The sequence below is a fragment of the Bacillus sp. WC2507 genome (assembly GCF_052656125.1).
In genome coordinates this window covers 2,341,464-2,365,244 of record NZ_JBQXPN010000001.1, presented here as the reverse complement: position 1 = coordinate 2,365,244, position 23,781 = coordinate 2,341,464, and the positions used below count along the sequence as shown (strand labels likewise).

Below are 23,781 nucleotides of genomic sequence, written 5' to 3'. Positions count from 1 at the left end.
TATGGCTTCATCATCTTTTTGGAATAAGAAAAAAGTATTTATTACGGGACATACTGGCTTTAAGGGCTCATGGCTCACCCTTTTCTTAACTTCTTTAGGTGCAGAGGTATTCGGCTATTCTTCTCATCCCCCATCCATTCCTAACCTTTTTGAACAAGGTAACGTAGCAAAAGAGTGTATGACAATTAATGGCGACATTACAGATTACGATTCTTTATTCCAGGCCCTGAAACAACATAACCCTGACATACTATTTCATTTAGCAGCCCAGCCAATCGTCACCACTTCATATAAAAATCCTATCGAAACATTTAAAACGAATGTTTTAGGCACTGTTCACGTATTAGAAGCGGCTAAACATATAGAAAGTATACGTGGCATCATTAATGTTACAAGTGATAAATGTTATGAAAATGACGGGAGCGGTAACCGGGCATTCGTGGAAAGCGACCGGCTAGGAGGTTTCGATCCTTATAGTGCTAGTAAGGCTTGTGCTGAACTAGTTGCAACATCCTATCAAAAATCATTCTTCCGCACTAACACACTTAAACTTGCCTCAGTAAGAGCAGGTAACGTCATCGGCGGTGGTGATTGGGCAAAAGACCGATTATTCCCGGATATCATTCGTGCATATTTACAAGATAATACATTAAATATTAGAAACAAAAGCGCTATTCGTCCGTGGCAACACGTATTAGACCCTTTACATGGATATATTCTTTTAGCTGAGAAGCTATGGAAAGACGCCAAATTTGCAGCAGCGTGGAATTTCGGCCCGATAAATGAAGCGAACAGAACCGTTCATGATGTCATCCAATCTATAATAAAATTATGGAATCAACCACTAACAATCATTTCTCCTCATACAAATACCCCTTATGAATCACCTATTTTAACACTCGATAGTACTAAAGCAGTAAATAAACTCGGTTGGACTCCTAAGTTATCAACAGATCATTCTATCGCTTGGACTGTTGATTGGTATAAAAAATATGCATCCGGTGAAAATATGGAATCTGTCACGCGACAACAAATCGATGCATTCAAAAATTTATAAGGGGGCTTAAAAATGGAACAGAAAAAATGCCGTTTTTGCCACTCATTACTTACAAATACTTTTTTAGATTTAGGTGTTTCTCCTCTCGCTAACTCATTTGTAGCTCCAGAACATTCATATAAAATGGAACCATTTTATCCATTGCACACGTTTGTTTGTAACTCTTGTTTACTTGTACAATTAGATGAATTTGAATCTCCGCACAATATTTTCCATGACTATTTATACTTCAGTTCTTACTCATCAAGCTGGCTACTGCACGCTAAGCAATATGTAGAAATGGCGATTAAACGCTTCCACTTAACGAAACATTCAAGGGTGATTGAAATTGCGAGTAACGACGGGTACTTATTACAATACTTTCAAAAAGAAAATATCGAAACGTTAGGAATTGAACCAGCAAAAAATGTAGCAGAAAGCGCTATCCAAAAAGGAATTCCTACTCAAGTAGATTTTTTCAGCAACGACTTAGCAAAAAAATTACCGCAAGCAGATTTAATCGTCGCAAATAACGTATTAGCACATGTCCCGAACTTGCATGATTTTGTCGCCGGTTTAAAAACGTTATTAAAACAAGATGGCACAATAACAATTGAATTCCCGCACTTATTAAACCTCATATCCTTTAATCAGTTTGATACGATTTACCATGAGCACTTCTCCTATTTTTCACTTATAAGTCTTCAAAAAATTTTAGCTCATCATCATTTACAAATTGTCGATGTTGAAGAACTTTCAACGCATGGTGGTTCATTGCGGATTTTTATAAACCATCATAGTGACTCATTTACTATCCATTCCAATGTTACAAAATTAATCCAAAAAGAAGTAGTTCACGGGCTAGATACATTAGATTGCTATCTCCTTTTTTCTAAACGCATAGAACAATTGAAAATAAATATTTTAAAGTTTTTTATCGAAGCAAAAACTTTAAACAAACAAATTATTGGTTACGGTGCTCCTGCTAAAGGAAACACCCTTTTAAATTATTGCGGGATAGGAAAAGAGTTTCTAGCTTATACAGTAGATAAAAACCCTCACAAACAAAACCTCCTTCTACCAGGAACCCGCATTCCAATACAATCTCCAGAAGAAATTAAACGTACAAAACCTGATTACATTCTCATACTTCCTTGGAATTTGAAAGATGAAATTATGAAAGAATGCTCTTTCATTCGTGAATGGGGCGGCAAATTTTTAGTAACAATACCAGAAGTTGAGGTAATTGAGCCATGAAAAAAATCCTTGTAACAGGCGGTAGTGGATGGATTGGTAAATATGTTGTACATTCTCTTATTCAAAAGGGCTATGAAGTGCACGCCACTTACAATACAAATAAGCCTTCTCACCTTTCTTGCCATTGGCATAAAGTAAACTTACTTTACGATGAAGAAATAAAAAAACTCATTTACGACATGAAACCTAGTCATCTCATTCATTTAGCTTGGGAAGCAGTACCACCAGCGTGTTATGTATCTATTAATAATTACTATTGGCTTACATCCAGTATCTCATTGATCCAACACTTCACAACATGTGGTGGAAAGCGAGTCGTCGTTGCAGGTACTGGCGCAGAATATGAATGGTTTAACGGCGTATTATTTGAAGATTCACCGCTTCTTTCCTATAAAACCCCGTATTCATTATGTAAAAACGCACTGCACTCCTGGCTACAAACGTACGCCGAGCAAACCGGTCTCAGCATGTGTTGGGGCCGCATTTTTCATATGTATGGCCCTCACGAACAAGGGAATCGGCTCGTTTCTAACATTATCACTTCCTTATTAAAAAATGAGGAAGCACTATGTACACATGGAAAACAATCAAGAGATTTCCTCCATGTGGGCGACGTCGCTAATGCTCTCGTAACAGTATTAGAACATGGCGTTACAGGCACAGTCAATATCGCTTCTGGTCAATCTGTACAAATTAAAGAATTAGCTTCTATCATTGCTAAAAAGATAGGAAAAGAACATTTAATTAAACTAAGTGCAATCCCTTTCTCTAAAGATGAACCTTTATTCGTCGGCGTTAATGTAGAACGTTTAAAAACTGAAGTAAACTGGAAACCAACATACGATCTAAATACTGGAATCGAAGAAACAATTTTATGGTGGGAATCATTTATACAAAAACATAACGATATGCATTACTAAAACGTAAATCCTTCGTTCCTCTCGCTAAATCCTTATACCATTCTTCTAGTTTTTCCGGTGTAATAATATGATGCGTCCCCATTCCCCCATGCTTACTAGCTTCAGAAAGAGTCGGACCAATTTGTAACTTTCTCTTTCTCATCGCATCGTTCCACGGACTAAATCCAAACCATAATATACAAGCAAGAGGCGGATAAATCATAGATTCATGCGCGGATAAATGTCTTCCAACCGTATAACTACCGTGTTCATGATTATGAATAAATCTACCTCTTCTCCACAACGGCCAATCTTCTGGTAAATAACCATGAAATCGTTGTTTCATTAAAGGGAGTCCAAAGTTAAGATCCGGATAATTGTAGTTAGGATCATCAACCATAATTAGCCCTTCCAACCAATACATCCTTCCTCCCAATTCATTCAGTGATTTCCAAAACTGGTTTTTATCTTGCACACAAAGAAACTCGGTCGTATTTAAAATCATTTTCCATCCTTGTACTTCTTGTTCTACCCTCATCACTTCATGATCTGTCGCTAACGCATCAAACTCTGGATTTGCAGAGTCTCGTACTTCCCAGTGTGGTGCGAATTTTTTACAAATTTCAACCGAACGATCTGTTGAACCTTTATTAATTAAAATGCCATGATCAAACAGTTTCGTATGATGCATAAGCCACCACGGTAATAAATACTCTTCATTGTAAAAATGAGAAATAACAGTTGTAGTTATAACAATCTCCTCCACTTTCTCTATTAATCTACTTTTTCATCCTACTCTTACTATACTTATCAAGTATGTAATTGGTTTCTTTTATTTTAAAAATATGTTTTTCTACCATATACTATGCTTTCTTAGACAACCACCATTTCCATTTTCTAAAGAAACATCCCAATAAACTGAAAATTAAGTTATAATATCATTATAAAATTACGAAGGAGGAATGCACGCATGTACTACAACACTTCATTCGAAAACGATCAACCTGTAGGCCGTCTATAACCTAAGACGGGCATTCATATAGCACATACACTTTGCCTCGTCTTAGGGAACTCATAATACCCTAAAAATAGACGGAGGTACTTCAAATGAAACAAACCATTTTAGGAGCTATATGCTTATCACTCGCAGCTAGTATATGGGGCGGTATGTACGTTGTTAGCAAATATGTACTCGACTTTATCCCACCACTTACACTCGTTTGGCTACGCTTTATCATTGCTTTTGTTGTTTTGTATGTGATTTTAAAAATAGCTGAGAAAAAGCAAAAGAAAAAAGTAACCATTCGTAAAAAAGATTGGCTATTATTCGCTTGGATTGGATTTATAGGATATTTCATTTCGATCACTTGTCAATTTATCGGAACAAAATTATCCGACGCTCATACTGGCTCTTTAGTAACATCAGCTACACCTGCATTTATGGTTATATTTGCAGCGATCATTTTAAAAGAAAAACTAACCGCTCGTAGACTGTTATCTACTATCATAGCGACAATCGGTGTCATTATCGTAATCGGATGGGATATTGAAATTGGCTCCTATTTTATCGGTACAATCATATTAGTTGGGGCCGCTATTACGTGGGCTTTACTATCTATTTATGTAAAAATTGCTTCAGCTCGATTTTCATCTTTAGTTATTACAACGTACGCCATATTCTTTTCACTCTTTTTTATTACACCTTTTATGATATGGGAATTCCAATCCAGCCCTATTGAACATATGAACATGTATGTAGTATTAGGCGTACTTTATTTAGGAATCGTCTCAACGGCAGGTGCCTTTTTCCTTTGGAATAAAGGATTAGAATTAATGGACGCTAGCATCGGTTCCTTATTTTTCTTCTTCCAACCTATCGTTGGGTCATTGCTTGGTTGGCTCTTATTAAATGAGACATTGAATAGTAACTTTTTTATTGGTGGTATTCTTATTATATGTAGTGTTTTCATTACTACTTTTGAAAAGGAATGAAAAACAGGCAGAGATTAAGAATCTCTGCCTGTTTTTATCCACTCTTTACGCACTCCAATGCGATGGACGGGACAATAATTTCGGTAATTTCGTATTTTTGTCCCCTCTCGCCGCATTAACTTGAACTTGCGTCAGAAAAATACTATTTGTAAAATCGGCCCCACGAATATCTGCATCCCGCAAATCTGCTCCGATGAGATCTGCTCCACGTAAGTCTGCGCCATTTAAATTAGCCGCAATTAAATACGCTCCTCTTAAATTCGCCCCTTGTAAATTTTTCTTTTTCAGATTTGCTCCCATAAGGTCTGCTCCGCGGTGAATGATTCGCTTCTTACGCGCAGCATTCATTTCCTTCCAAACTAGCTCACTCGTTTCTAAAAGTAAAACATTTACTTCTGCACGGTGTAACGGGATATTTACTTTCATTAACTCATCCGCAGTTAAATTCGAAAGGCGCTCAGTCTCTTCAATTGCTTTATTTAGTTCTTTATGAATTGGCTGCGTTGCCTTTAATAGAATAGCCTCATTCAAATACCAAAGCATTTCATGAAGCTGATGCATAACTGGAAAAGCATCATACATTTCTCTTGCATGCTTAGCATCTTTCCGCCAATCAATCCCGTTAAATGTAACTTGAGAAATCTTCTGTCCAGCGCCGAAACACTCAAATACTGTACAACCTTTATAACCTTTTCCTCTAAGATCTTTATGTATGCTACATTTATAATCTGACTGTAAATTAGAACATGGTTTACCACCATCTTTATTCACTGCAAAATCTACTGATGCTGCGAACGGTAACGCCACGCAACATAGACCGAAGCATTTTTCACAGTTTGCTTTTAAATGATCGTTATAATTAGTCAAAATGTATACCCCCTGTTGTCTTTTGACTATTTCATAATATTCTAACTGCATGAAATAATCAATTTAAAAATAAACGAGTATCTTTCATTTCAATTCATAACTTTATCATTCGATTTCCTTTCAATTGAAAAGGACTATTTCTATTTAATAAATTATAATTAAATTATAAATTTTCAAACTAAAAGGAGACTTACTATGGCACTGGAAATGAAAACAAACTGTCAAATTTGCGATCAATCACTGGGGCAAGATTCTGAAGCTTACATTTGCGTGTATGAATGTACATTTTGCGCACCGTGTACAGAAGAAAGACAAAACGTTTGCCCAAACTGCGGCGGCGAGTTAGTACGTAGACCGAAAAAGAAACAATAAAAAGCAAAGCGATATCGCTTTGCTTTTTTTAGACTTATGAAATTATATCAACGATTTTTCAAATACATCGAACACAACTTAAATATTTAAAAATTTAACACAAACAGGCTCTGGTACAACGACATCAGATTGTAAAAGTGTTAACTTACCTGTAGATTCACTTCTTGAAAATAGTACAAGATTATGTGACTTTTCATTTGTAGCAACAAGGAACTTTTCAGTAGGATCTAATACAAAGTCTCTTGGCCAATTTCCTTCTGTAGATGTATGTTCAACAAATGTAAGCTGGCCTGAATTTTGTTCCACACTGAAAACAGCAATAGTATTATGACCACGATTACCTACATACACAAAGCGGCCATCAGAAGAAATGTGAATAGCACTTCCTTGACTATTTCCATCAAATTCTTGCGGAACAGTAGAAATATACTGCAACTCTGTAAAGGACCCTTCTTCCGGATGATACGTTAACACAATAACTTCCGAACTAAGTTCAGTCATCACATAAGCGTACTTTCCGTTCGGGTGAAAAGCAATATGCCTCGGACCACTTCCTGGATTTACAGATAAACTATTCACTTCTGTTAATGTACTATCTTTTATTTCATACGTTATTAATTTATCTATCCCTAAATCAACACCCACCACATATTTTTCATCAGGAGTATATCCCGCGTAATGTGCATGTGGTTTTTCCTGTCTTTCTTTATTTGGACCTGAACCTTCATGTCCCATAATAGATGTGGCAGCATTTACAGTTCCATTTTCCTCATTTACTACAAAAGACTCAATCGTTCCTTTATGGTAATTCGCTGTAACTACCGTATGATTTCCACTATCCACACTAATATGACAAGGAGAAGCCCCTTCTATTACTTGTCTGTTTTGTTCCTTTAGCTCTCCAGTATAACTGTCAATCGAATAAGCAGCTACACCACCAGATTCGCCTTCTTTTACAACAGAATAGAGATTTTGATTATTTCGGCTAATCGTTACATATGTAGGGTTATCCAGCTTGGCCGCAAGTGCTACATTACTAATTTTTTTTGCTTCCGTATCTAAAGTAAACTTATATATTCCTTCACTGTTTTCTTTCGTGTAAGTTCCAACATATCCAATAAACTCTTTGTTATCATTCATTTTCATAACCCTCTCTCCCTATATTTTTCGTTCATCTTACTTCTTAAAATATTTTATGTTGAAAGAGTATCCTAAAAAATTTGAGTACCTCTTTATACGTTACCATATTTTCTTGTTAAATAGCCTTTAAACCCACTTTTTTTGGTACGCAGCTATACTTTCATATTCTTCTTCCAATTGACGGGACAGACGAATATAGATAGGTGTTAAATCTTTATATTTTTCCACACTTTCCATGTTTGGTTCATGGTGGAAATTCGCACCTACCATTTCAGATACTACGCATAATGTATCTATTTCACCTAGACTATATAAACCGAGGATTGCCGCTCCTAAGCAAGAACTTTCGAAACTTTCCGGAACGTATACGTCTTGATGAAAAATATCTGCCATCATCTGTCTCCAAAGTTCTGACCTTGCAAAACCACCTGTCGCTTGAATTTTTTTCGGTTCGCCAATTAATTCTTTTAGAGCGAGAAGAACGGTATATAAATTATAAATTACCCCTTCTAAAACAGCACGGATAAGATGTTCTTTTTTATGATGCAACCCAAGTCCGAAGAAAGATCCTCGTGCATTTGCATTCCATAAAGGAGCTCTTTCCCCTGCTAAATACGGATGAAATAATAAACCGTCAGATCCCGGATTCACTTTTGCTGCTATTTCAGTAAGCAATTCATAAGGATCTTTTCCTAAGTGCTTCCCATACTCAACTTCTAACGTACATAATTGGTCGCGAACCCACCTGAAAATCATTCCACCGTTATTAACCGGTCCACCAATTACCCAAAGATCCTCAGTTAACGCATAACAAAAAGTCCTACCCTTCGGATCCGTTACTGGATAATTCGTTACAGCTCGCACTGCACCGCTCGTACCAATTGTAATAGCAACTACTCCAGGTTCTATTGCATTTACACCTAAATTGGATAGTACCCCGTCACTTGCTCCTACTACAAAAGGAGTCGTAACAAGTACATTCATCTCTCTTGCAAATTCTTCATTTATCCCTTTTAAACTGTGCGTCGTTGGAACAAGTGTAGAAAGCTTTTCATCTTTAATTCCTGCAACACGCAAGGCTTCTTCATCCCATTTCAAAGATTTCAAATTGAACATTCCTGTCGCTGATGCTATAGAATAATCAATTACATATCCCTTAAATAACTTATAAAAAACATACTCTTTAATAGAAATGAATTTATAGCTTTTTGCAAACAATTCAGCATGCTCATTTTTAAGCCAAACTAATTTCGAAAGTGGTGACATAGGATGGATTGGTGTACCAGTACGAAGATAAATTTCATGACCATTCATATCATTCTTTATTTTCTCTGCCCAGCTTGCACTTCTATTATCTGCCCAAGTAATACATCTCGTTAACGGCTTGCCTACTTCGTCTACAGCAATGACACTATGCATTGCCGAACTAAAAGAGACACAAAAAATATCAATCGGCTTTATTTTACTTGATTGCACAACTTCTTTAATCGTATGTATCACCGCTTGGAAAATCTCTTCTGGATCTTGTTCCGCTATTTCTGGCGTGGGAGAATATAAAGGATATTCAATCCCATGGCTTGCAATCACCGATCCATCAATCGAAAACAAAACTGATTTTGTACTAGTTGTCCCAATATCTACACCAATCATATATTTCGAGTTCACTATGTAACCCCTTTCAAATTATTCCTATAACAAAAGAGCACCTTGATGTATACAAAAAAGACGCTCCCTTATGAGAGCTACGTTTTAACAAACTTCACTCTTATAAGGAGGTCCTTTTCATAACTATAATACTATTTTAAAAAGTGAAAGCCTCACTTCATTATAACTTAGGCGCCTTCGCCCAATCCGCAGCAAACTTCTCAATACCTTGGTCTGTTAATGGGTGCATAGCAAGTTGTTCAATTACTTTATAAGGAATTGTTGCAATGTGAGCACCTGCCATCGCTACACGAGTTACATGATCTGGATGTCTAACAGAAGCCGCAATAATTTGTGTATCTAATTGATGAACATCGAATAATTCAGCAATTTTAGCAACTAATAATACGCCATCTTCAGAAATATCATCTAAGCGACCTAAAAATGGAGAAACGTACGTTGCACCTGCCCGAGCAGCTAAAAGAGCTTGGTTCACAGTGAAAATAAGTGTAACGTTCGTTTTCACACCTTTTTCAGTTAGATAGCGACAAGCTTCTAATCCTGCTAGTGTCATCGGAAGTTTTATTGTAACTTTTTCATCGCCGCCGTTAATCTTAATCAGTTCCTCTGCTTGAGCAATCATTTCTTCAGCTGTAACGGCATCTGGAGTTACTTCTGCTGAAACAGATTCAACTTTAGGTACTTCCTTACAGATTTCTCCAATACGGTCTTCAAACTTAATGCCCTCTTTTGCCACTAATGAAGGATTCGTTGTAACACCAGCTAAAACTCCAAGTTTATATGCTTTTTTTATGTCCTCAAGATTTGCAGTATCAATAAAAAATTTCATGATCCATTCCCTCCAGTTTTTAAATGTTAACGAATTATAATTTTAAGATGTTTATTTCTTTTCTACTGCATGTCCGCCAAATTCATTGCGCAGTGCTGCTACAACTTTTCCTGTAAACGTATCATTGTCTAATGAGCGGTAGCGCATTAATAAAGACATCGCGATAACAGGAGTTGCTGTTTGAAGATCTAATGCTGTTTCTACTGTCCATTTCCCTTCACCAGAAGAATGCATAACGCCCTTAATTTCATCCAGTTTTGCATCTTTAGAAAATGCATTTTCAGTCAATTCCATTAACCACGAGCGAATAACTGAACCGTTGTTCCATACTCTTGATACTTTTTCATAATCGTAGTCAAATTCACTCTTCTCTAAAACCTCAAATCCTTCACCAATAGCAGCCATCATTCCATATTCAATTCCGTTGTGAATCATTTTTAAAAAGTGACCACTACCAGCTTTTCCAGCATATAAGTATCCATTTTCTACAGCTGTATCTCGGAAGATAGGTTCAACGATGTCCCAAGCTTCTTGATCTCCTCCGATCATGTAACAAGCACCATTACGAGCCCCTTCCATTCCGCCAGAAGTTCCTGCATCCATAAAGTGAATACCATCTTCCTTTAGTTGCTCATATCGGCGAATAGACTCTTTATAATGTGAATTACCAGCTTCAATCAAAATATCTCCTTTTGATAACAGCGGTGTAACCTCACTAATAACAGAATCAACAACAGCGTGCGGAACCATAACCCAAAGAATTCTTGGTGATTGTAACGATTGAACAAGTTCGCTTAAACTAGATACACCTGTAGCCCCGTATTCTTTCATTTCTTCCACCGCACTCGTATTTAAATCGAATGCGGCTACTTCATGTTTATGATCAATTAAATTTTTCCCTAAATTCAATCCCATTTTACCTAAACCAATTAATCCAACTTGCATAATATAATTCCTCCTTAAATTACCCTTTATTAAAAATACATATGATTAAAATCATGAATTCCTTTTGTCATATATGTACATTCTTAAAAACCTTCATTTAAAAATGCACTTATTTTTTCCAGTCCTCATCTAACCACCATTTAAATTCACTTTCTTGTAATAGAGCATGAGCAGCACCTGGACCATACGAACCCGACTCATATTCGTGAAGAGGCAACAAGTTTTCCTCGAATGCTTCAAGGAGTGGCTGCACCCATTCCCATGACAATTCAACTTCTCTCCAGTGTGCAAAGAATGTAGCATCTCCACATACAGCATCATATATGAGTCTTTCATAAGCTTCAGGTATTCCCACTCCTGTTTGCTCACAAGTAAAATGAATACGGATCGGTTCAAGCTCTCCATTGTTCAATGGATTTTTACTATTTAATTGGAGTGAAACATTTTCATTTGGGCTAATTTCAATGATTAACAAATTAGGCTCTGCATTTGGATTACTATCTTGATATTGCTGCTTTAATGTATTTTTAAATTCAATTACAATACGAGTAGACTTCTCTTTCATTCTTTTTCCTGTTCGTATATAAAAGGGAACGCCAGTCCAAAACGGGTTATCGATCCATAGGCGGGCCGCGACAAATGTGTCTGTTTGAGAAGAAGGGTTTACTCCTGGCTCCTCTCTATACGCTACAACTTGTTGTCCTTTTATCTCTCCTGAAGCGTATTGCCCGCGAACGATATGGTTCTGAACGTCTTCTTTTTTCACTTTACGAAGAGTCTCCATCACTTTTCGCTTTTCCTCACGAATTTCACATGCATTAATCTTTTCCGGCAGATTCATAGCAGTCATCATTAATATTTGCAACATATGATTTTGAACCATATCGCGAATGGCTCCTGCATGATCATAATATCCTGCCCTTTCTTCTACCCCAACCGTTTCACTAGCTGTTATTTGTACATTCGCAATATGTTCTTTATTCCAAATCGATTGAAGAACAGGATTTGCAAATTCAAGTGCTTCAATATTTTGAACCATCGGTTTACCTAAATAATGATCAATACGGTATATTTCGTCTTCTTCAAACGTTCGGCTCAGCTTGTCATTCAGCTCTCGAGCAGATGTAAGATCATGACCAAATGGTTTTTCAATCATCAGGCGCTTCCATCCATCCGTTTTATCAAGTCCACTTTCTTTAATATTTAAAGCAATTGTCTCAAAGAAGTCAGGAGTAACTGAAAGGTAGAACATTCTATTCCCTTGTATATTTTGTTCTTCTTCCCTTTCACGAACTACTTGTAATAATCTTTTATAATCTTCTGACTTATTCACATCTAACGAACAATAACGAAAATACTCTAAAAAATCTTCTATTTTCGGAGTACCTTCTTCTCTGCGACGAGAAAAAGTTTCTATGGACTCTTTTATTCTTTTTTGAAAATCTAAATGAGATACTTCACGTCTTCCAAGCCCAATAACGGATATTGGCTTTGGAAGCTTTTGATCTCTATATAAGTTATATAGCGCGGGGTAAATTTTTCTTTTAGCTAAATCCCCTGTTGCTCCAAATAAAACAAAGGTCATTGATTCCAATTTTAGTCCCCCTCGTGATGTATAGTCATTGTCACTATAGTAATAATGCATTGTACAGAAGCTACTATGATTGTTGATCCACTCTTACTTCTTAACTTCTAATTTTTTATAGTTGTCGCTTTCTAATTGTCCCCAATATTAATAGTGGCAATTCAAAGCATTTTTACCACATGCTACTTACCCACATTCACTTATATAAAATAACTTAATTATTAAAAGTAATTAAGTTATTTTATGTCTATCATATTAACTACATAGATTATCATCGTCAAGGAAAATGTCTCGAATTAAAGATTTTTCATTCCATAATATCTTTTCGTACTTGTCTATTTAGTAAGAAAAGATTAGAAATATGTCCATTACATGAAAAGAATAATAAAAAGGCAAAACCGAACATCTTTTTGTTCGGTTTTGCCTTTTTATTATTGCTTCAAATGATTTTTCACCGCTCTTATAACCAATTCGTGATCTTCTTCTGGTGGTAATCCTGAAACTGTTATCATTCCAATAACCCCTACGTTTTTTATTCTGATAGGAAAGCATCCACCAAATGCAGCATATTCCGAAGTATCTAAAAGATATTTTTCATTATATGAGATTCCAGTTATTTCACTTTGTATCTGCATATAATACGAGCTACGATCATGCAGGGAAACGACTCGTTTTTTACGCTCAATCCATTTCGTATTTTCCTCATTTGTCCCTGTCATCTTGAAATGAAATAATTGCACACCATTTTTCGTTATATCAACAGCAATCAATTTCCCCTCTCGCTTTGCTGTTTCAACGATAAATAAACCTAATTGCAAGGCATCTTCATTTGTAAAAGAGGAAAATTGAAGTGTTTCCTCTTCTATTAAAATTTGCTTACCTATTTCATTTAGATTCGAAGTACTCATATCTTTATCCCCCTTAATCACCTTATGCCACATTGATATTTTTGAAATCAATATATCTAATACCATAAAACGTATTCTCTTCTTCCTGGTGCTAATATGAATTATATTTAGCGCATTAAAAATGTATGTCCTTTCTTACTAAACATTTTGTATAGAAGTTTTCTTCCGGATACTGCTTACAAGCATAAAAAAACCAGTTGATTAAGCAACTGGTTCGCTAACAATTTCATATGAGATATTCATTCAACCAAAAGAATGCTTGTTCATAATCATCAAAAAACTTTACGGATTCTTTTGTATTGGCTTGTTGTAAATAATTCAGTATCTCCCCTTCTTCAAGGAGAAAAGCAATTGCCTTACTGTGACTCAAAATCGTTTCATTGAAAAACTTATCTTTCCATGCTTTTTGAACAGAAAAATGATCTGGCGTGTATCCTTTTCTATCTATCAACAATTTGTATTTCCGCCCCTCAGAAATGAATTGCTGACAAACCAGCTCGAAACCATTAAACCATTCATAAACATCATCCGTTTTAATCTTGCCGATAAGACGGGTAACAATTATATCTCCTAAAACTGTTGTGCTTACATTCGGCTTACTCAACTTGGAATCATCTCCCTTAGTTACAATTATGCGTAAAACCCTCATAAAATCAATAAGATAAAAGTGTTACGCAATAAAGCAACCTTATGTGCGAAAAGAACTTATGTGAAAGATGACCTTTTGTCGCTAATTTAAAAAGGGACAAACTCTCCAAACGGAGAAGCCTGTCCCAAAATCGTTCTATTTTATTTTGCATTAAAACTAACAATCGTGAATTAGAATAATGATTTAATACTTGCTAACACAGTAAGTACACCTACAATAATAACAAATACGTTACTCATTTTCCCTTTGTATTTAGCTAGTACTGGTACTTTTTGAATCGCATACATCGGTAATAGACATAAGATAGCAGCAACTAATGGACCGCTAAGTGAATCAATAATTCCAAGAATACTTGGATTTGCATAAGCAACATACCAGCATGTTAATACGACAAAAGTAAGGATTATTGTCTTAATTGTTTTTTCTTCTATATCTTTTCCACGTGTTTTACCGAACTTCATAATCACGTCACGCATTACCTCATATGCTCCGATATAGTGGCCAAGGAAAGACTTTGTAATAGCCACAAAAGCAATGATAGGAGCTGCAATCGTGATTACAGGCGAATTAAGCTCATTAGCAAGATATGAAAGGATTGATAAGTTCTGCTCTTTTGCCATTTTAATATCATCTGGAGTCAAACTCAATGTACTGCTCCAGACGAAGAACATAACAACCGCAAATGTCATGATATAACAAACCTTTTGTATTTGCGCACATTTCGCATCAGTAGCTTCTATCCCATACGTAGCTCTCTGTTTCACAACAAATGATGAAATCATAGGTGAATGATTAAATGAGAATACGATGATTGGTAGAATCATTAATATCGTTCCAAAATATCCTGTTCCTGTTGAAGCAGTAGAAATAGCTGAAAAACTAAGCATTGACGTATTCCACTGTGGAATTAAAGATATTGCGATAAAAAGTAGAGAAGCTATGAAAGGATACACTAGCATACTCATTACCTTTACAGTAATATCTTGACCAAAATTCAGTATAGCGATAAGACCAAGAACTAATACAAGTGATAAAATAGCCCTTGGAGGTTCTGGCATGTGCAATTGATGCACGATAAAACTACTTGCAGTATTTGTAAGCGCAACCGAATACATTAATACGATTGTATAAATTGAACCGAAATATACGATGTTAAAAATGATACTTGCTTTATTTCCGAAATACTCTCTAATTGTACCTGTGATCCCCTCATCAGCAGAATTAGAAGCGTGTATCATTTTAGCAAGTGCCCTATGTGAGTAATACATAACTGGATACGCAAGCAATGTAATTAGTAGTAATGATAATAAACCACCTGAACCTGCATTAATCGGTAAAAAGAGCACCCCTGCTCCAATTGCAGTTCCAAATAGACTGAGTGCCCATGTAGTATCCTGCTTATGCCACTTTTTCGGATCTGCATATTGCTCATTTTTTAGTGCGATATTTTCAGCTTGAACTTCTATTTTCTTTGCAGTATTCCCGTTCATATAATAACTCCCCCTTGTATCTATTCCTGCGTCTCTCTTTATAGCTAACGAATATTTCCCTTTTTTAGAAAATGAATTCCTTACAAGTTGCCCCACATTGTATGTCCTTCATCATGATGAATCCAAATTGAAACATTCGCTAGTTAGCGTCCTAATATAATTGTTAGCGTTCACATAAAAGTTTACTCGTAATATCCGCCCTTTATATAAAGACCTCTTAAGAGAACAATATTGAATAGACTTCATAAATACGTTGCAACATTTCTAATAACAGTGTATTACTTTAATGGTTTCTCTTACTTACTTGTAACAGTAATTTTAGCTAAACCGGCCTCTCTTCATTTATGAGGCATTTCTTTCTCAATTCTATACATCACTTTCATAACTTCGGCAGCATTTATGGTATTGATTACACAAGCCACTGAAGCACTTTACATACATTTCGCCTCTAATCACACACCTTTCTTACTAGTAATCGCATTTTTTATATTTTCTCCAGAGATAATAAAATTTCTCTCGACGCCCTCATTATAACGTGTATATTTATAAAATTAATATTTTTATATTTTCAGAAATATTAATTGGAAATAATTTTACATGGATAACATTTTACAGTTAGCACACAACCCTTGTTCCTATCACTTATAACGGAATTAATTAGCATAAAATACAGTAAAATATGGTTTATCCGAGCTGCTCATTTTAAAAACACTTATATCCTTCTTTATCGAAAAATTTTATTTTAATTTCAAAAAGATATTCTAATAAATAATTAATGTGGTTAAAAAGAAATATCTCTTCGAATGCACAAACCAATTTTCAGGATATATATTATCGACATTGCATTCATATACATTTTTAGGAAAATACGTTTATTTGATAGCAATGAGAGGACCGCTAACATTTTGCAAAAACCTACGCTAAACAAAAAAATAAAATAAGCTGCCGATATAGACAGCTTATTTACATCATTATCAGGAGTGTGCAAACAACTCACTTCCATGTCATCTTAATTCGAGTTTTTTTAACTCTTCTTCAGGAATATCCCTATGTTTGTAATGAATCGTTTTTACATCATTTCCTTTTATACGAAAAATAATTGTGTCCTCTCCATAAGGTGGATTGTGCGCACCCTCAAAAGTTTGAATTTGAACAGTTACATAGAAAATAGAGTTTACTTCGTCTTTTTTTATTTCAAGTATTTTTTCAGAACCTCGATCCCATAGTTTTGGTTCCTTATAATAGTTTTCAACTTCTTTACTTATTGGCTCTAATAAGAGATTCATGACTACTTCTTTTAAAAACTGTTTTGGTACAGGTATTCTGTTGATTTTCTTTCTTTTCACATCTATAATTCCCCAAAAGTCATCGCTCTTTTCAACGGTATAAAGAACATTCGTACCGTCCTTTTTCCAAAGATGAAAATAACCTTTATTTCCCTTAATATATAATCGTGGTTCATCAATCCACTCACCTTCTGTTTGAACTATCCCTAGAAACAATTGAGTAAGTGGCGTTATCTTATAACCTAATTGATTAAAATCACCAAACGAATAAAGTTCATAACCGGTTAAATCTATGTCAAAGCTTTCATTTCTATTATTTTCTTTTTTTACAATTGCTTGAGCGGAAATACAGGGTAATAAAAAACTCAGAAAACATATGATGCTAATTATTTTCATTTTCATACCATCAATCACCTCTTTTATTAAAATGCAACAAAAGAGATGATATTATTGCACAATCCGCCCTATTAAAAGTAACTAATGTACGCTTTAAAATCCCCCATTAACTAGCTCTTTTATCGAGTTCAGTTTTGCAGAAAGCTCAATAAACCATTCTTCATCTCCTGTTAATAACGCAAGGTCTATAAGATAAAGGATTTGCTCCTTATTGATTACCTTTGATTCAGGGAGTTTGTTAACGTGTTTACTAAAGAGTAAAATCGCTTCGTTTTTTGTGTACTTATTGTCACGTTTCACAATACTAACTGTAACTATATCTTCTACGTCATCAAGTGATGCAATGTAACCAAGTATAAATTCACCTTCATTTGATATTCCACGAACCCAATCTCCCACTTTTAAAACATGATTATTATTTGACATCATACTTTTTCACCTTCTTATAAATATTTTTTGTGATGATAAAAAAGATATAAAAACTAACTTAAACTGTAATGTTTTTCATTACATTTAATTTTTAAGAACTCACGGTTATATAATAATTAAGCCGCTTAACGTTCTTGATTAATAAGATCAACAACTTCTTTCATTGTATAATTCTTTAAATATTCACCTAGATGTTCTTCCGCACCTAAGAAAATAGCAAAAAGAACTTTCCGCATGTTCGAACCTACAATACACTGATTATTTGATTCTGGACACTTCGGCTGCAATGCACCTTCTGAAGTTATTTGATAAATATGCCAAAGGTTCACTTCACCTAAATCTCGAGCAAAAATAAAACCTCCACCAGTTCCCTCTTTTGATTGTATAAACTTATGTTTTTTTAACAAACTTAGCACTTTGCGAATGCGCACTGGATGAACACCTGCACTTTCTGAAATAGCACTACTTGTTGACATCCGGTCTGGCTGTAAAGCTAAATAAGTTAAACTGTGAATAGCCAAGGTAAAGTCACTGTTCATTGTTTTCCTCCTACGATAAAAAATATGATTTCTCGCTTAGTAACATACTGTAGCCATAAATATTACAGATAGGTTAGTCAAACGTTAAAATATATAAGAAGCATGCTTAGCATGAAAAAATAAATTCCTTTATATTCTATCAGAACTCCCCTATATCTCCTAACTTCATTTAACTTTTTAAGTTGCAAATAGATTTAAACAGTCCACTGTTTCTTAACTTGTTCTTCTGCCAATTGTTTAATTTTTGTCCAAATCGTATCTTTACTCACAATAACATTTGTGTGATAGTTTCTATCTTTATAATTAACTGTAACACATACTTCAATCACTTCTGTTTCCTCCTTTCAAAATATTACTTATTAATTAGCCATTTTTTGCAATTCAATATTCAAAAATGTTCGAACGCTACGCGGTAAAAATTTGCGAATTTCTTCCTCATTAAAACCAACTTGTAATCTTTTTTCGTCCAGCATAATTGGACGACGTAACATTTGAGGATACTCAATTATTAATTTATAAAACTCATTAAGCGAAAGCGCCTCAATATTTATATTTAATTCCTGAAAAGTTTTAGATCTAGTTGAAATAATTTCAGTTGCACCCTCTTCAGTTAAACGAAGAATGGATTTAAGTTCATCGACTGTAAGAGAATTGGATACGATATTTTTTTCGGTATAATCAATTTGATGTTCTTCAAGCCATGCTTTTGCTTTTCGGCATGAACTACAGCTTGCTGTCGTATATAAAACCACCATATTCTACACACTCCTTTACTTTTTAAAATTATTATATAGATTATTGAAATGTATTAAAAAAAATTACAGTTTAAAATGAAATACACGTTATATTATTTATTCGAGAATATTTAATTTATCTGTTTTTTTACAAACGATAGCAACTCACTTCTAAAAACTATACTGTAATTTTAAACTTTACAGTTCTAATAATCAACTGTTAAGTCTTGGATGCATTCCATTAGCGGAACAAATTATTTTCTTTTGTTCGAACATCCCATAGTGTTACGGCTAACCACTTCCCCATGCACTTTAAAGTACATTTTATCCCGCTATTTGTGCAGTAACACTCCCGCCTCAAAATTCGGCAAGAGCGAAAAAGTTAGGTCGAAGTCGGGCTCCCCTTAATAACCCGATTGGTAAGGTCTAATTATATTTCACTTTATTCATTTCTTTCTTACATGTGCTACTATGAAATATATTTAGCATAATAAAAGCTACTGCATTGAATACAGCAGCATTGTAGGAGGAAATACGCAAACAAAAAAGCAAAGCGCGCACACTTTGCTTCTTACAAAATCTCTTTTAACTTTTTACCAATTAACTCCGCTAAATATTCATAACCTTGTCGGCCAAAATGTAAACCGTCTTTTTCATCATCTTCTACTAATCTTTTATACTGAGGCTCTTGAATCATTTCAGCATACAAATTTAGAAAATAGCTTCCTGTTTCTTTCGCCACTTCCTCTACTACGTCTGCATACTGACCAAGCACTTCATTTGTTCTACTATGCTGTCTTTCCTCATCAACTGGGGCAGGACTAATAAGCAGTACTTTATCTGACGAAATCTGTTTCACAATCTTCTCTAGGTTTTCTTTATATACTTGTAATGTCACTTGTGAAAATGAAACTGCATCATTCGTACCAAGAAAAACCGTAACAAAATCTGGTTTATATGATAATACATCTTCTTCAATTCTATGTAACGCATCGAACGTATTATCACCTGGAACACCTGCATTCACTACTTTCCAATTCGGGAACATCTCTTGCAAACGTGGCGTTAACCTCGGCGTTCCATTGAAAAATGTTTCATCAGCTGTAATACTATCACCGAAGCATACTAACGTTTTCATAGAGCTAACTCTCCTTTTACGTATGAAATAACTTTCCTTCTACTGCCTTAATATATCTTTCTGCAGAACGTTCCACTGCCTCATTTGCATTCTCTTTTACTACTCGATGAAAAGCGTTGTATAACCGATTAAACTGTAACGGCTTCACTCGATTCACCATTTCTTCCACTTTTCTCGCTGGTAATGGAATTAAGTTTGGATAGCTATACATAAAGCTTACCCATCGCTCATCCGCTACAACTTGAATAATATCACCTGTTAACAAAATACCTTTCCCATCATTTCCTTCTTCCCAATGTAAGACAGAACCGCCACTAAAATGTCCTCCGAGACGATGAATAGTAATTCCGTCAGCTAATTGTAAAGACTCACCAGACCAATAAATAATACGACTACTCGGACGCATCACCCACTCTTTATCATCTTCGTGTATATAAATTGGTACATCAAATGTCTCTGCCCATTCTACTTGCGTTGAATAATAATGTGGATGAGACAATGCAATTGCATCTAATCCGCCAAGCTCTTTTATTTTCGCAATCGTCATTTCATCTAAATAAGTAATGCAGTCCCATAGTAAACGATATGATTCTGTTTTCACTACAAATGCCGTTTGACCGATCGCAAACCCTGGTTTTGTCGTAATACTATAAAGCCCATTTTCTTCTTCAATTATTTCATTTTTATATGTATCACTCGTTTGCAAGTTTTCTAAAGTCGTCCAAGACTGCCCTTTCGGATTAACATATTGCCTTTCTTCATCACAAATATGACAACTCACCGGTTCCTCTACACTCGCTGCATACTGCACACCACATGTTGTACAAACGTAATTTTTCATAATAAATTCCCCTATCCCTAATTTTTTATTAAGCTGATTTTTGTTGATAATGATCTGCTTTTTTATTTTCAATTAATAAACTTATAAAAGTAAGTAAATAAACAGCTGTAACCGATAATGGAATTACAGTAAATCCTTTTTCTGCAAAAAGAATCCCACAAACTGACGTTACGAATACAGTCCCTACTGACAATACACCATAACTTTTGCTTTCATAAATCCATACGTACGGGATAAAATGAACACCTATTAACATCGCTACTACAAAAGGTAACCATTCTGGAAATTGAAAATAGGCAAGTAATACAAGCGGAATATTTAATACATTTATCCCACCAATTAATCCTGCCAAAATCCCTAACGGATTTCCTTTCGCAAACATATCAATTTTCAATATAGCAGCTATCATTAAACCGAAAGGAAATACACATCCCATACCAATTAAATATACCCACACAACTTGTTTTTCCGGAAGAACAAAGCCCGTTATACTCATAACTATCCAAAATAAAACGCCTGCTAATATAATTGGTAAGCCTCTCTTCGTTTTTATTGCTAAATCCTTTTTCGCTTCTGCAACATTCATCTCACCATCTCCCCAAAAATATTTGTGCTATAAAGTAGTCTCAACCTCACCCATCCAATAACGCCAAGCTTCCAAGTAATCTTCTAAATCTTTCGGATGGTGTCTTAAACATGTATCTATACGCAAATATAATCCTATGACTATTTCTTCATATAAATCATGGTCTTTTCTATGAAATACACACTGTTTCATCGCATAATTAATTGTTTCTTTTGTTACATCTTCCGGAGTTGAACAGAACGCGTAAATTAAATCGTATATAGGATTTCCTAACACTGGTAAGGGATCAATTACTCCATGTAACCTATTCTCTTGAAATATAAAATTATGGAATCCGAAATCGCCATGCAATAAAAAAGGCTGATTTATTCCAGTCCCCCTATTTGGACTATTTGCTAACTTAAGAACTGTTCTATACTCTTCCTCACCTATGTAACGTCTTACATTTTCATAAGCTTCCATCACATTTGTCGTTAAAAATTCATTCCAAGATTGAACCGGACTTTCTTTCCATCCCCAGCCATATGCCTCTGGAATCATTTTATACTTATTGATAACTTCTTTTACAAGTGTACGAAGCGTACTTCGTTTATATCCTTGTTCGCACGAAATACTACCTTCAAGAAAAGAATACACAATATACGTATGGAAAGGTTCCTTATACAAAAGCTTTGAAAACAAAGTATTCCCCTCATAAAAAGAAAGAAAATTAGCTTCTTCACGTATTACTTCCGCTTCATTCAGCTTTACAACATATTTTCCGTCCAATAAATATACCGTACTTGTCGTTCCTCCGTTCAACACTTTTATGCTATTTGGATAATGTGAAATCACGTTCTCCTTAACTAGTTGTGCAGCAATTATTGAAATGTCCATTCCCTCACCCTTCAATCCCGAAGATTTCCTCAATTCAAAAGACAACTTTACTATTATTTGACAAACGAATAGGAAACCCCTTCCGAAATCTTAATATAACAAAAATTCATTTACTTTTATATTTCAAAAATAAGGAAATACTAACAACAACGTTACATACATATAGGAGGACACCATGAAACCTGAATTTTTAAAAGCTGTACATGATGCAATCGGAAATGTCGAACACATTCATATAGAAGAAAGCGGTGCCGACAGCTTGCTTATCCATCATGATGATGCAAAGCAGTTACAACAAGTTGCTGAAACGTTAGAAAATAACAATTTTCGCTCTGCTTTAAGAACAACTGGAGATGCTTCGTATATTGAAGTATTGAACAGATAATAAAAGTCCGGATGTATGCCGGGCTTTCTTTTTTTATATTAAAACTTCAAACTCTTTCACATATACCGCTGTTCCAGCAATATCAATTTGTAAATTATCATTTTCTACATGTTTCGTTACATAAACTGTTACACGACCATCCTTATTTATTTCCTGTCCTTGCTCAACGATTAACTCCAATTCATGATCAAAGTTTTTATCCAAATACGTCGCATAATAAGCTCCCATTACACCCGAAGCTGTTCCTGTCACTGGATCCTCAATCGTTCCAGCATAAGCTGATGAGAAATGACGGCCATGCATTTGTACCTTTTCATCATAAGTTTCTAGACAAACTGGATGAATAGAAGCATTAGGTATTTCTTTTAATACTGATGGGAATGCATCAGTATTAGGTTTCATTCTTTCACATGCATCTAGATTTTTAATCGGTACAATTACAGTCCAATTCCCCGTACTTCCATATACAATCGGTAAACTTACATCTAAATCGTTTACGTTTAAACCAATACTATGAGCTAATTCTTCTTTTGAACCTGTAAAATCTTTAAACTTAGGTACTGCCTGCCTCATTTTAATAAAGGTTTCTCCCTTTTCATTTACACCAATCTGTATTGGTAAAACCCCAGCCTTCGTTTCAATCGTAAGGTTTGTTTTCTCTTCTAATAAACCTCTTTCACGCAATGCATATATCGTCCCAACTGTCCCATGGCCACATAAATCCATTTCAAAACCAGGTGTAAAGTAGCGCATTCTTATATCTGCTACTTCTGAATAAAGAACGAAAGAGGTTCCGTTAAATCCAACTTTTTCAGCAATACGCTGCATTTCCTCTTCCGTTAATCCATCTGCATCTAATACAATGCCTGCCGGATTGCCCATATTTTGTTTATTTGTAAATGCATCGTAATGAAATACGTTTATGTTTTTCATTTAC

25 protein-coding genes and 1 pseudogene are annotated in these 23,781 nt (G+C 35.1%); 6 read left to right on the top strand and 20 right to left on the bottom strand.

Annotation, left to right across the window (positions count from 1 at the left end):
- Nucleotide 1 precedes the first annotated feature (1 nt).
- From rfbG to ACUN28_RS12500, 3 genes are read left to right on the top strand one after another with little or no spacing between them, the layout of a single operon-like run.
- On the top strand, nt 2-1,057 hold the full coding sequence (rfbG, locus tag ACUN28_RS12510) for a CDP-glucose 4,6-dehydratase (RefSeq protein ID WP_016087008.1): 1,056 nt from the start codon (nt 2-4) through the stop codon (nt 1,055-1,057).
- Nucleotides 1,058-1,069: 12 nt separating this feature from the next.
- Entirely contained in the window at nt 1,070-2,293 is a 1,224-nt protein-coding gene (locus ACUN28_RS12505) for a class I SAM-dependent methyltransferase (RefSeq protein WP_016087007.1), read from the top strand.
- A complete protein-coding gene (locus ACUN28_RS12500) occupies nt 2,290-3,213 on the top strand; it encodes an NAD-dependent epimerase/dehydratase family protein (protein ID WP_016087006.1) in 924 nt (307 codons plus the stop codon). The genes ACUN28_RS12505 and ACUN28_RS12500 overlap by 4 nt, the downstream gene beginning before the upstream one ends.
- Here the strand turns inward: ACUN28_RS12500 and ACUN28_RS12495 are convergent.
- Complete coding sequence (locus ACUN28_RS12495) at nt 3,182-3,958, bottom strand: glycosyltransferase family 2 protein (protein WP_016087005.1); 777 nt, start codon at nt 3,956-3,958, stop codon at nt 3,182-3,184. The genes ACUN28_RS12500 and ACUN28_RS12495 overlap by 32 nt on opposite strands.
- 341 nt (nt 3,959-4,299) lie before the next feature.
- On the opposite strand from ACUN28_RS12495, the gene ACUN28_RS12490 reads away from it, so the two are divergent.
- Nucleotides 4,300-5,184 (top strand): DMT family transporter, encoded by an 885-nt coding sequence (locus ACUN28_RS12490; protein WP_016087004.1) that lies wholly within the window; start codon nt 4,300-4,302, stop codon nt 5,182-5,184.
- Nucleotides 5,185-5,229: 45 nt separating this feature from the next.
- On the opposite strand, the gene ACUN28_RS12485 is transcribed toward ACUN28_RS12490, so the two are convergent.
- On the bottom strand, nt 5,230-6,051 hold the full coding sequence (locus tag ACUN28_RS12485; protein ID WP_016087003.1) for a pentapeptide repeat-containing protein: 822 nt from the start codon (nt 6,049-6,051) through the stop codon (nt 5,230-5,232).
- Nucleotides 6,052-6,246: 195 nt separating this feature from the next.
- Between ACUN28_RS12485 and ACUN28_RS12480 the strand changes: the two genes are divergently transcribed.
- On the top strand, nt 6,247-6,423 hold the full coding sequence (locus tag ACUN28_RS12480; RefSeq protein WP_016087002.1) for a DUF1272 domain-containing protein: 177 nt from the start codon (nt 6,247-6,249) through the stop codon (nt 6,421-6,423).
- A gap of 78 nt (nt 6,424-6,501) precedes the next feature.
- Here ACUN28_RS12480 and ACUN28_RS12475 read toward each other — a convergent pair whose 3' ends face one another.
- The 17 genes and pseudogenes from ACUN28_RS12475 to ACUN28_RS12395 form a co-directional block, all read right to left on the bottom strand.
- Nucleotides 6,502-7,569 carry a lactonase family protein gene (locus tag ACUN28_RS12475; RefSeq protein ID WP_080117909.1) on the bottom strand — a complete coding sequence of 356 codons (1,068 nt, stop codon included), beginning with the start codon at nt 7,567-7,569 and terminating at the stop codon, nt 6,502-6,504.
- A gap of 120 nt (nt 7,570-7,689) precedes the next feature.
- A complete protein-coding gene (gene gntK, locus ACUN28_RS12470; RefSeq protein WP_033660100.1) occupies nt 7,690-9,231 on the bottom strand; it encodes a gluconokinase in 1,542 nt (513 codons plus the stop codon).
- 157 nt (nt 9,232-9,388) lie between these two features.
- Nucleotides 9,389-10,057, bottom strand: coding sequence for a fructose-6-phosphate aldolase (gene fsa, locus ACUN28_RS12465; RefSeq protein ID WP_016086999.1), 669 nt, complete (start codon nt 10,055-10,057; stop codon nt 9,389-9,391).
- Nucleotides 10,058-10,108: 51 nt separating this feature from the next.
- Nucleotides 10,109-11,002, bottom strand: coding sequence for a phosphogluconate dehydrogenase (NAD(+)-dependent, decarboxylating) (gene gnd, locus ACUN28_RS12460; RefSeq protein WP_016086998.1), 894 nt, complete (start codon nt 11,000-11,002; stop codon nt 10,109-10,111).
- 109 nt (nt 11,003-11,111) lie between these two features.
- Complete coding sequence (gene zwf, locus ACUN28_RS12455; protein ID WP_016086997.1) at nt 11,112-12,596, bottom strand: glucose-6-phosphate dehydrogenase; 1,485 nt, start codon at nt 12,594-12,596, stop codon at nt 11,112-11,114.
- A gap of 422 nt (nt 12,597-13,018) precedes the next feature.
- On the bottom strand, nt 13,019-13,528 hold the full coding sequence (locus ACUN28_RS12450; RefSeq protein ID WP_098405507.1) for a heme-degrading domain-containing protein: 510 nt from the start codon (nt 13,526-13,528) through the stop codon (nt 13,019-13,021).
- Between the two features lie 193 nt (nt 13,529-13,721).
- A pseudogene (locus ACUN28_RS12445) lies at nt 13,722-14,173 on the bottom strand (SpoIIAA family protein).
- Nucleotides 14,174-14,314: 141 nt separating this feature from the next.
- On the bottom strand, nt 14,315-15,634 hold the full coding sequence (locus ACUN28_RS12440) for an aromatic amino acid transport family protein (protein WP_016086994.1): 1,320 nt from the start codon (nt 15,632-15,634) through the stop codon (nt 14,315-14,317).
- Nucleotides 15,635-16,638: 1,004 nt separating this feature from the next.
- Nucleotides 16,639-17,322 carry a DUF3888 domain-containing protein gene (locus tag ACUN28_RS12435; protein WP_016086993.1) on the bottom strand — a complete coding sequence of 228 codons (684 nt, stop codon included), beginning with the start codon at nt 17,320-17,322 and terminating at the stop codon, nt 16,639-16,641.
- 87 nt (nt 17,323-17,409) lie between these two features.
- The gene (locus ACUN28_RS12430) at nt 17,410-17,745 is read right to left on the bottom strand and encodes an IDEAL domain-containing protein (RefSeq protein ID WP_016086992.1); all 336 of its coding nucleotides are present in this window, start codon (nt 17,743-17,745) and stop codon (nt 17,410-17,412) included.
- Between the two features lie 125 nt (nt 17,746-17,870).
- Nucleotides 17,871-18,284 carry an Rrf2-family transcriptional regulator SaiR gene (gene saiR / locus ACUN28_RS12425; protein WP_016086991.1) on the bottom strand — a complete coding sequence of 138 codons (414 nt, stop codon included), beginning with the start codon at nt 18,282-18,284 and terminating at the stop codon, nt 17,871-17,873.
- Nucleotides 18,285-18,478: 194 nt separating this feature from the next.
- Complete coding sequence (locus ACUN28_RS12420; RefSeq protein ID WP_000573513.1) at nt 18,479-18,613, bottom strand: BA3454 family stress response protein; 135 nt, start codon at nt 18,611-18,613, stop codon at nt 18,479-18,481.
- 30 nt (nt 18,614-18,643) lie between these two features.
- Nucleotides 18,644-19,039: a transcriptional regulator SpxA gene (spxA, locus tag ACUN28_RS12415; protein WP_016086990.1), complete on the bottom strand. Its 396-nt coding sequence runs from the start codon at nt 19,037-19,039 to the stop codon at nt 18,644-18,646.
- Between the two features lie 550 nt (nt 19,040-19,589).
- Nucleotides 19,590-20,156 (bottom strand): SGNH/GDSL hydrolase family protein, encoded by a 567-nt coding sequence (locus ACUN28_RS12410; RefSeq protein ID WP_016086989.1) that lies wholly within the window; start codon nt 20,154-20,156, stop codon nt 19,590-19,592.
- Nucleotides 20,157-20,172: 16 nt separating this feature from the next.
- Nucleotides 20,173-20,997 (bottom strand): MBL fold metallo-hydrolase, encoded by an 825-nt coding sequence (locus ACUN28_RS12405; protein ID WP_016086988.1) that lies wholly within the window; start codon nt 20,995-20,997, stop codon nt 20,173-20,175.
- Between the two features lie 28 nt (nt 20,998-21,025).
- Nucleotides 21,026-21,583 (bottom strand): DUF7010 family protein, encoded by a 558-nt coding sequence (locus ACUN28_RS12400; RefSeq protein ID WP_016086987.1) that lies wholly within the window; start codon nt 21,581-21,583, stop codon nt 21,026-21,028.
- A gap of 27 nt (nt 21,584-21,610) precedes the next feature.
- A complete protein-coding gene (locus ACUN28_RS12395) occupies nt 21,611-22,459 on the bottom strand; it encodes a phosphotransferase (protein WP_016086986.1) in 849 nt (282 codons plus the stop codon).
- A 175-nt stretch (nt 22,460-22,634) separates the two neighbouring features.
- On the opposite strand from ACUN28_RS12395, the gene ACUN28_RS12390 reads away from it, so the two are divergent.
- On the top strand, nt 22,635-22,844 hold the full coding sequence (locus ACUN28_RS12390) for a hypothetical protein (protein ID WP_016086985.1): 210 nt from the start codon (nt 22,635-22,637) through the stop codon (nt 22,842-22,844).
- 33 nt (nt 22,845-22,877) lie between these two features.
- On the opposite strand, the gene ACUN28_RS12385 is transcribed toward ACUN28_RS12390, so the two are convergent.
- Nucleotides 22,878-23,777, bottom strand: a complete 900-nt coding sequence (locus ACUN28_RS12385; protein ID WP_016086984.1) for a PhzF family phenazine biosynthesis protein — start codon at nt 23,775-23,777, stop codon at nt 22,878-22,880.
- Between the last annotated feature and the right edge of the window lie 4 nt (nt 23,778-23,781).